Annotated in this window: 9 protein-coding genes; all 9 read left to right on the top strand. The window is 43.2% G+C overall.

The features are described from left to right. Positions 1–89 precede the first annotated feature (89 nt). A complete protein-coding gene (locus tag OCV69_RS14210; protein ID WP_262563170.1) occupies positions 90–251 on the top strand; it encodes a hypothetical protein in 162 nt (53 codons plus the stop codon). A gap of 434 nt (positions 252–685) precedes the next feature. Further along, positions 686–961: a hypothetical protein gene (locus tag OCV69_RS14205; protein WP_330613154.1), complete on the top strand. Its 276-nt coding sequence runs from the start codon at positions 686–688 to the stop codon at positions 959–961. A 32-nt stretch (positions 962–993) separates the two neighbouring features. Continuing rightward, positions 994–1,650 carry a hypothetical protein gene (locus OCV69_RS14200; protein ID WP_158359824.1) on the top strand — a complete coding sequence of 219 codons (657 nt, stop codon included), beginning with the start codon at positions 994–996 and terminating at the stop codon, positions 1,648–1,650. Then, positions 1,619–2,182, top strand: a complete 564-nt coding sequence (locus OCV69_RS14195) for a hypothetical protein (RefSeq protein ID WP_227145557.1) — start codon at positions 1,619–1,621, stop codon at positions 2,180–2,182. Before OCV69_RS14200 ends, OCV69_RS14195 begins: the two co-directional genes overlap by 32 nt. After that, entirely contained in the window at positions 2,169–3,842 is a 1,674-nt protein-coding gene (locus OCV69_RS14190; protein WP_158359826.1) for an antirestriction protein ArdA, read from the top strand. The genes OCV69_RS14195 and OCV69_RS14190 overlap by 14 nt, the downstream gene beginning before the upstream one ends. Before the next feature lie 71 nt (positions 3,843–3,913). Further along, positions 3,914–4,906 (top strand): DUF5688 family protein, encoded by a 993-nt coding sequence (locus tag OCV69_RS14185; protein WP_055650595.1) that lies wholly within the window; start codon positions 3,914–3,916, stop codon positions 4,904–4,906. A gap of 50 nt (positions 4,907–4,956) precedes the next feature. Then, positions 4,957–5,937, top strand: coding sequence for a DNA adenine methylase (locus OCV69_RS14180; RefSeq protein WP_158359828.1), 981 nt, complete (start codon positions 4,957–4,959; stop codon positions 5,935–5,937). Further along, on the top strand, positions 5,934–6,194 hold the full coding sequence (locus tag OCV69_RS14175) for a hypothetical protein (RefSeq protein WP_008400407.1): 261 nt from the start codon (positions 5,934–5,936) through the stop codon (positions 6,192–6,194). Before OCV69_RS14180 ends, OCV69_RS14175 begins: the two co-directional genes overlap by 4 nt. Beyond that, entirely contained in the window at positions 6,191–6,469 is a 279-nt protein-coding gene (locus tag OCV69_RS14170; RefSeq protein ID WP_158359830.1) for a division/cell wall cluster transcriptional repressor MraZ, read from the top strand. Before OCV69_RS14175 ends, OCV69_RS14170 begins: the two co-directional genes overlap by 4 nt. Position 6,470 lies beyond the last annotated feature (1 nt).

Raw genomic sequence — 6,470 nt, 5'->3', positions numbered from 1 at the left:
GTAGAAATCCTTACCATTTATACCAAAAAAAAGAATAAGTCTGTAAGCTGTTTTCTTGCTTACAAACTTATTATACGAGGAGGGACCGTATGAGGATCATGGAGTTTTTAAAGGAAGAAGACGGTGTTGGCGTGATCGAGGTGGTGCTGATCCTGGTGGGAATATTTACCCCCCTAATTCACGCTATATATTATGTAGATACAGTGGAAATAGTGGAAATAGAGAAACAGTATAAACAGGAGTGTGTATGAAGTACAGTGATGATTGCAAGGTGTATAGAATCAGATATTATAATGTATGGTTCTATTTATTTGCGAAAACAGAGATGGATGAGTATAAGATTAATATATTAGGCGAGCGTATAGGTATGGGAGATTCGATGATGATGAAGGATATTCATTGCTGGTGCACCAGACAAAATATAAGGTATAGAACAAAGTTCAAGTATCGAAAAGAATATCCAATATTAGCCAACATCTGGAATCTGTACTCGTATTGTCGCTTTAGGTGTGATCTTAAAAGGTAAGTCTGGACAACCTTGTGGATAAATCATAAGGAGAAAAAGATTTAAGGGGATAACTGGTATTTATATATTTAGAAGCAGGTGAGCCAATCATGTTTTATTTACTAGAACATGGTTGGCTTTTTGGCGTTAAAAAGTTCAAAGAAAAGGGGAGTGTGGTAATTGAAGAAAATGGATGAAAAAAAGCTAAAAGAAGATTCAGGCTTTCCTTATGGATGGAATAAGGGAGATACCTGTGTGATGATCACAAACAAAACAAAAAAAAGTACCTGCGAATATACGGTAGAGAGTTATGACGGGAGGTATTTTGGAGTACGAAGTCATACTGGACTTTATCATCGAGTTTCACCGTGGAGAATGTTTCGTACAAGGGAGGAGGCGGTTGAAACATTATCAGAATCAAAAGAACAAGGATATGGAGGAATGACATTAGGGTAGAAGAAATTGAGATATTGAGGAGGTAGGAAACAATGATTCGATTTATGAGTGATACACGTTATGCTGGACTGGAAAAGGAAATGCAGCATATACCAGGATTTCGTCCAAGAAGGAGCGGAATGGTTATCAGTCACCTTTCTGGTTGTCTGGAAAATCAGAGAAGCCCGTGTGAACGCCGTGTTACCGATTGTGTCCCGTTTTATGAGCTTCTGGAGGTGTTGGCAGAGGAAGTGGCTGTCAGCACCTTTGTAAGCCGCGTGTGCCGTCTGACAGGGAGAAGAAATCCGTGCTTTTTTCAAAATGGTCATAGAGAACGGTTTTTGGCTATGGGAGAGAAGTGTAACAGAGCCATTGAAGAAGCAGCGACCTGTTCTGCGGTCTATCTTCTTTCCGCAGATCGATTTTTGTGTAGCAGAGCTTTAGAGGCAATTGACCAGGAGGGGATTCATTTTTCCAAAATCCATATCCATGGTGTTGATTTGGATGGCTACGTTTTGTTTCATATGGCAAGGGATCTGTATCAGGGAAGCAGTCATATTCGTTTATCAGAACTTACAGATCCAGAGCTGGTGAGCGACCGGGCATTTGAATGGATTATGACGGCCTGTGTGATTCGCAGGCATGGAAGCAGAGTTTTACGAGAGGAGGAAAGAAGTATTGACAGGAGTAAAATCGGACAGCATCAGTGAAAAAACAACGGAGCGTTCTGTACTTCGGTTTTTCAGTCCTCTGATAGCTACCATGTATGCAAAAGATGACTGGGGAAACTTGGAGGAATACGGCGAGGAGGTATTTCCAGCTGAGTTGTGCAGCTATGAGACGGAGATCCTGAAACGGATTGCAGAGGAAAATCTTGAGGAAGAAGGAGATAGGGGGCTGGCGGTCTATCTGGATGATCCAAAGTTAGAAGAGAAAATTTACAGTATGAAGCCTACCGTGGAAGTCTGGCGGGGGGAACTATGGGGAGTTCTGGAAGTAGAAAGTCTTAACCAGCTTTCTGAAAGGGAGATTGAAGCAGTAAAGGAGTACTGGGAAGGTCAGGAAAGTGATGGGTGGGGAGAAGGCTTTGAACAGCGGGGAATCAAAATTCCAGAGGGAGAACTGTATGTCAGCTTTTGGAACAGTGGAGATGAATTCTTTCTGACCACAGAAGAAGGTTTGAAAGGAGAAGAGCAGGAACCAGTCGTTCAGAAAGGAGGGATTGTTTTTGGAGCATTATGATGGAGAATTTTATACCCTTCGATTGTTCAGTCCCATAGAAGGAGAGATATATTCTCTGAATAGTACAGAGGAAGGTACTCATCTGACCGCTTATGAGATGGAAAACTATTCGTCTTTTATACGCGACCATATGGAAGATGTAGGATTGTTGGGAAAAAGAAATCAGAAATTGATGACATACTTTAATAATGAAATAAGGCTGCATAAGCCGGTTAGCCTGTCACTGGATCTGGAAGCTTATGGGGGAAGATTATGGAGTGTACTGCAGGCAGACTCACAGGATAAACTGACACATGAGGAGGTTCAGAGTTTAGCAGAAACATGGGAGATGATTGCTGCTGGAGGCTTTATCAGAGAAATGCAAGAGACAAGGATCCTGGTACCAGATGGAGAACTTACGGTTTTTCTTGGAAATGAGGGACTGGACTACTTTGTATGTCCGGAAGAGGTTTTGAAAGGGACGGCGCATACATTAAAACCGGCCCTGGATGTTGCCATTTATTCAGAAGCATATTTCCTAGAGCGGAGTTATCAAGGGGCGAAGGTGAGGCTTCCAGCAGAACCCGCTTTTTTGAAGGATGCAAAGATGAGAGCCTTTATTCATGAAAATGAGCCTTACCAGATTGAACTTCTGGGGGAATGGCCATCTTTTCTTACAAGTGTATTGGAAAAGGCAAAAGCTGTTACTTTGGAAGAAGTCAATGTATTAGCCTGTCTGGTTGCCCATATGGATTCCATTCAGCTGGAAACTTATGAAGCAGCCATTCAGATGCGTCAGGAAAAAAATACGGATGCTCCAGTTGGGATAAAAGATTTACTCAATCTTTGTTATAACCTGAAGTGCTTTGAATTCCGCCCTGGTATTATAAATGACAGGATGTTGGGAGAATTCTGCTTAGAAGAAGATAGATTGGACTGGATCCATATTTTTGAAGTGGATGTAAGAAAATTACTGGATCCGCAAAGAGTGGGGATGGATCAGCGTAAGGAGGAAATGGGCATATTTACCTCAAAAGGTTATGTATTTGAGAATGCTCTTTCCTATCAAGATATTTATGATGGAATTCACCTTCCCGATATTGACGGAGTGGCTGGAGGGATTTTTTCTCTTCGTCTGGTCGGATCTCAATATCCGGAAGAACAGGGAACCTGGCTGGAGCTTCCAACTACAGATTTGGGATTTCAGTGGGTGCTGAACAGATTAAATGAGAGAACTTTTGATGACTGTATCATTGCGGAGAGCATCAGCACAGTGCAAGGATTATCCGTTAAGCAGACAGATGACATTGAGACGCTGAATGAACTGGCAAGACGGATTCAGGAATTTACTGATGATAGAACGCTTTGCAAATTCGAGGCAGCTTTGGAGCTAGAGCAATGCGATAGCCTAGAACAGGCTCTTCACATTGCGGAAAATCTGGATTGTTATTCCTATGATCCACAGATGTATTCCATGGCTGCGTATACAAGGTATCTGTTTCGTGAATTGGAGATTAATATTGATGATCCAGCATTTGCTACATTTGATTTTCAGGGATATGGGGAACGTCAGCTTGGGCTGTTGGAAAGTGTGCAGACAGCCTATGGAATGATTACCCGCAATGAAGATTTTCTAATACAGGCACAGCAGAACACAGAGCAGGGAATGAAAATGCAGTAAGGAAAGAGCTGGAATTGTGTTGTAATCGAGTGGTGGAAATTAATAAGAATGAGTGCGAAGGAGAGTAGAAAATGACCTATGAGGAGTTTTTACAGTTAACAGAAAAGAATTTAAAACGATTTTTTCCGGAATCTTTTCAGGAGAGAAAAGTGGAAATCAGAGAGGTTTTAAAAAATAACAACATCAAATTACAGGGAGTATATCTGTCAGGTAGCCCAAGCTACACCTCCGTCCCGCTTTTATATCTGGAATCCTATTATCAGGAGCTTGAGAACGGAAAGAAGCTTGAAGATGTGTGGCAGAACATCGCTCGGGATTATCAGAAGTGTCAGGAAACGGCAATAACCATAGATGGCATTTCCAGTAAAGAATGGGATTATGAAACCATAAAGAAGGGGCTGACCGTCTATGTCCGAAATGCACAGGAAAATGTTGATTTTCTTGCAGATTGTCCTCATGAAATACGTGAGGATCTGGCACTGGTTTATGGATTTCATGTGTTGGTGGACGGAGAAAAGGACGGAAGTGCCATTATCAATTATGACAGGCTGAAGTGGCTGGGAGTCAGCGAGGAGCAATTAAAGCAGGATGCCTGGGAAAACATGAAGCAGAGCAATCCTCCTTGTTTTTTGGATTTACAGGATATGCTGGCAAAAATGTATTTTGACGAACCGGGAGATGTCAAGGCCGGTAGTTTGGAACATTTAGAGGATGTGGATCCCAATGCAATGATGTATGTTCTGACGAATTCAAATCAGGTCAATGGGGCGGTTTATATGTGTGATGAAGAAGTAATGTCTCTTATTGCAGAAAAGCTGGGATCAGATTTAATCGTGATTCCGTCATCGATTCATGAAACGATTATTCTAAAAGAAACAGAGAATATGAGCGTAAGAGAATTGAATGCGATGGTAGAGGCAGTAAATGCGGAAGCCGTGAATCCACAGGAAAGGCTGGGGAATTTTGTTTACCGATTTGATAGGGAGGCCCAAAGACTGGAAAAAGCAGTAGAACAGGCAGAGGAGCTGGATTTTGAACCTGGGATGTCACCGGTATTTGCGTAGGACTCAGTTATATGTTTCACGAGTATTGCGGATGTTAGGAGGGATGCAGAATCAACAGTTTTATTTCATGGGTTGGCGGAAAGAAAGCACTCCGCAGCCTGATTTACACGATGTTTCCTGCAAGTTATGACCGGTACATTGAGGTGTTCGGCGGAGGTGGTTGGGTACTGTTTGGAAAACCACCAGATGACCGGTGTATGGAGATTTATAATGATTATAACTCTAACTTGGCAAACCTGTTTTATTGCGTCAAGAACCGCACGGGGGCATTCCTTAAGGAACTCGGATTTCTTCCGTTAAACAGCAGGGATGAATTTGCAGTAATCCGTAATTTTATTGAAAAGCAGGAACCGGATACCCGATTTTTAATTGAGGAGCTGGAGCTGGCAGAGAAGCATCTGATGCCGCCGGATTATGAGGAAGTGAAAAAAATCCTGCTGGAAAATGCAGAGGTAACCGATGTAAAACGGGCGGCTGCATTTTTTAAACTGATCCGGTACAGCTATGGAAGTGGCTGCACGTCCTTTGGCTGCCGTCCGTTTGATGTGAGGAACTGCTTTGACACCATTTGGCAGGCATCCCGCAGGCTGGCAGATACCGTAATAGAAAATAAAGACTTTGAGGCACTGATTCGGCAGTATGACCGGGATAGTGCCTTTTTTTATTGCGATCCGCCCTATTATGAGACGGAAGGTCATTATGCAGTGGTATTCCGAAAAGAGGATCACAAACGGCTCCGAGACACTCTGACAGGGAGCAGGGGGAAGTGGATGGTCAGCTACAATGACTGCGATTTCATCCGGGAACTGTATGCAGGATATTTTATTACAGCCGTTACCCGCATCAATAACCTGGCCCAGAGGTATGAGGGCGGTTGTGAGTTTCCAGAGGTCATTATTACCAATTATGATCCTGGTGAGAGGGAGCGGTCAAAACCAAGACAGTTGGATTTATTTGGAATGTGGGGAGATGGAGAAACGGATCATTATGAGATCCGGGAAGAAATCTGTCCGGAAAGAGAGGTGCTATGAGAACAGAAAACAAGAGAAAAACAATGGTGCAAAAAAAGGAAAACGGTGTCCTTTCTGTGCCTAGTGAACTGTTATTGACGGCTGGGATTCCGCTTGATTGTGATTTGATGATAGAAACAGTCCCCGGAGTGATTCTGATTGGTATTGAGGCTCCGGTACAGACGGTTTGCAAACCCTATCTGAAGGTGTTCGATGAGCTGGGGATTGAACCCAATGAAGTGGAGGCATTGATGGGAAAGGAGAAAAGGACCAGATGAGTAAACCGATGTATCGTTTAGTGGATGGAAAGGGACGTGTCCTGATTCCAAAATCTATGAGGGAAGCGGCAAAGCTGGAGTATGGGGATATTGTTTGTCTGGGAATGGCGGGTGGAAAAATTACAGTCCGGAAGGTAGAGATTATCGAGGTGGGAGATCAGTCTCCGGAGGCAGTGGAGGCATATGTCCGTACTGCATTTCAGTTTATGCCGGACAGCCTCCGACTGGATCTGATCGGAGAACTGAGCAGACTGCTGCAGAAAAAGGAGGGGTAAG

It is taken from the genome of Alitiscatomonas aceti (assembly GCF_025567195.1).
In the GTDB taxonomy this organism is placed as follows: domain Bacteria; phylum Bacillota; class Clostridia; order Lachnospirales; family Lachnospiraceae; genus Alitiscatomonas; species Alitiscatomonas aceti.
This window is presented reverse-complemented; position numbering and strand designations above follow the sequence as displayed.

Coding starts and splice junctions, on each gene's coding strand:
- OCV69_RS14210 (WP_262563170.1), top strand. CDS start 90: ATGAGGATCATGGAGTTTTTAAAGGAAGAAGACGGTGTTGGCGTGATC.
- OCV69_RS14200 (WP_158359824.1), top strand. CDS start 994: ATGATTCGATTTATGAGTGATACACGTTATGCTGGACTGGAAAAGGAA.
- OCV69_RS14185 (WP_055650595.1), top strand. CDS start 3,914: ATGACCTATGAGGAGTTTTTACAGTTAACAGAAAAGAATTTAAAACGA.
- OCV69_RS14175 (WP_008400407.1), top strand. CDS start 5,934: ATGAGAACAGAAAACAAGAGAAAAACAATGGTGCAAAAAAAGGAAAAC.
- OCV69_RS14170 (WP_158359830.1), top strand. CDS start 6,191: ATGAGTAAACCGATGTATCGTTTAGTGGATGGAAAGGGACGTGTCCTG.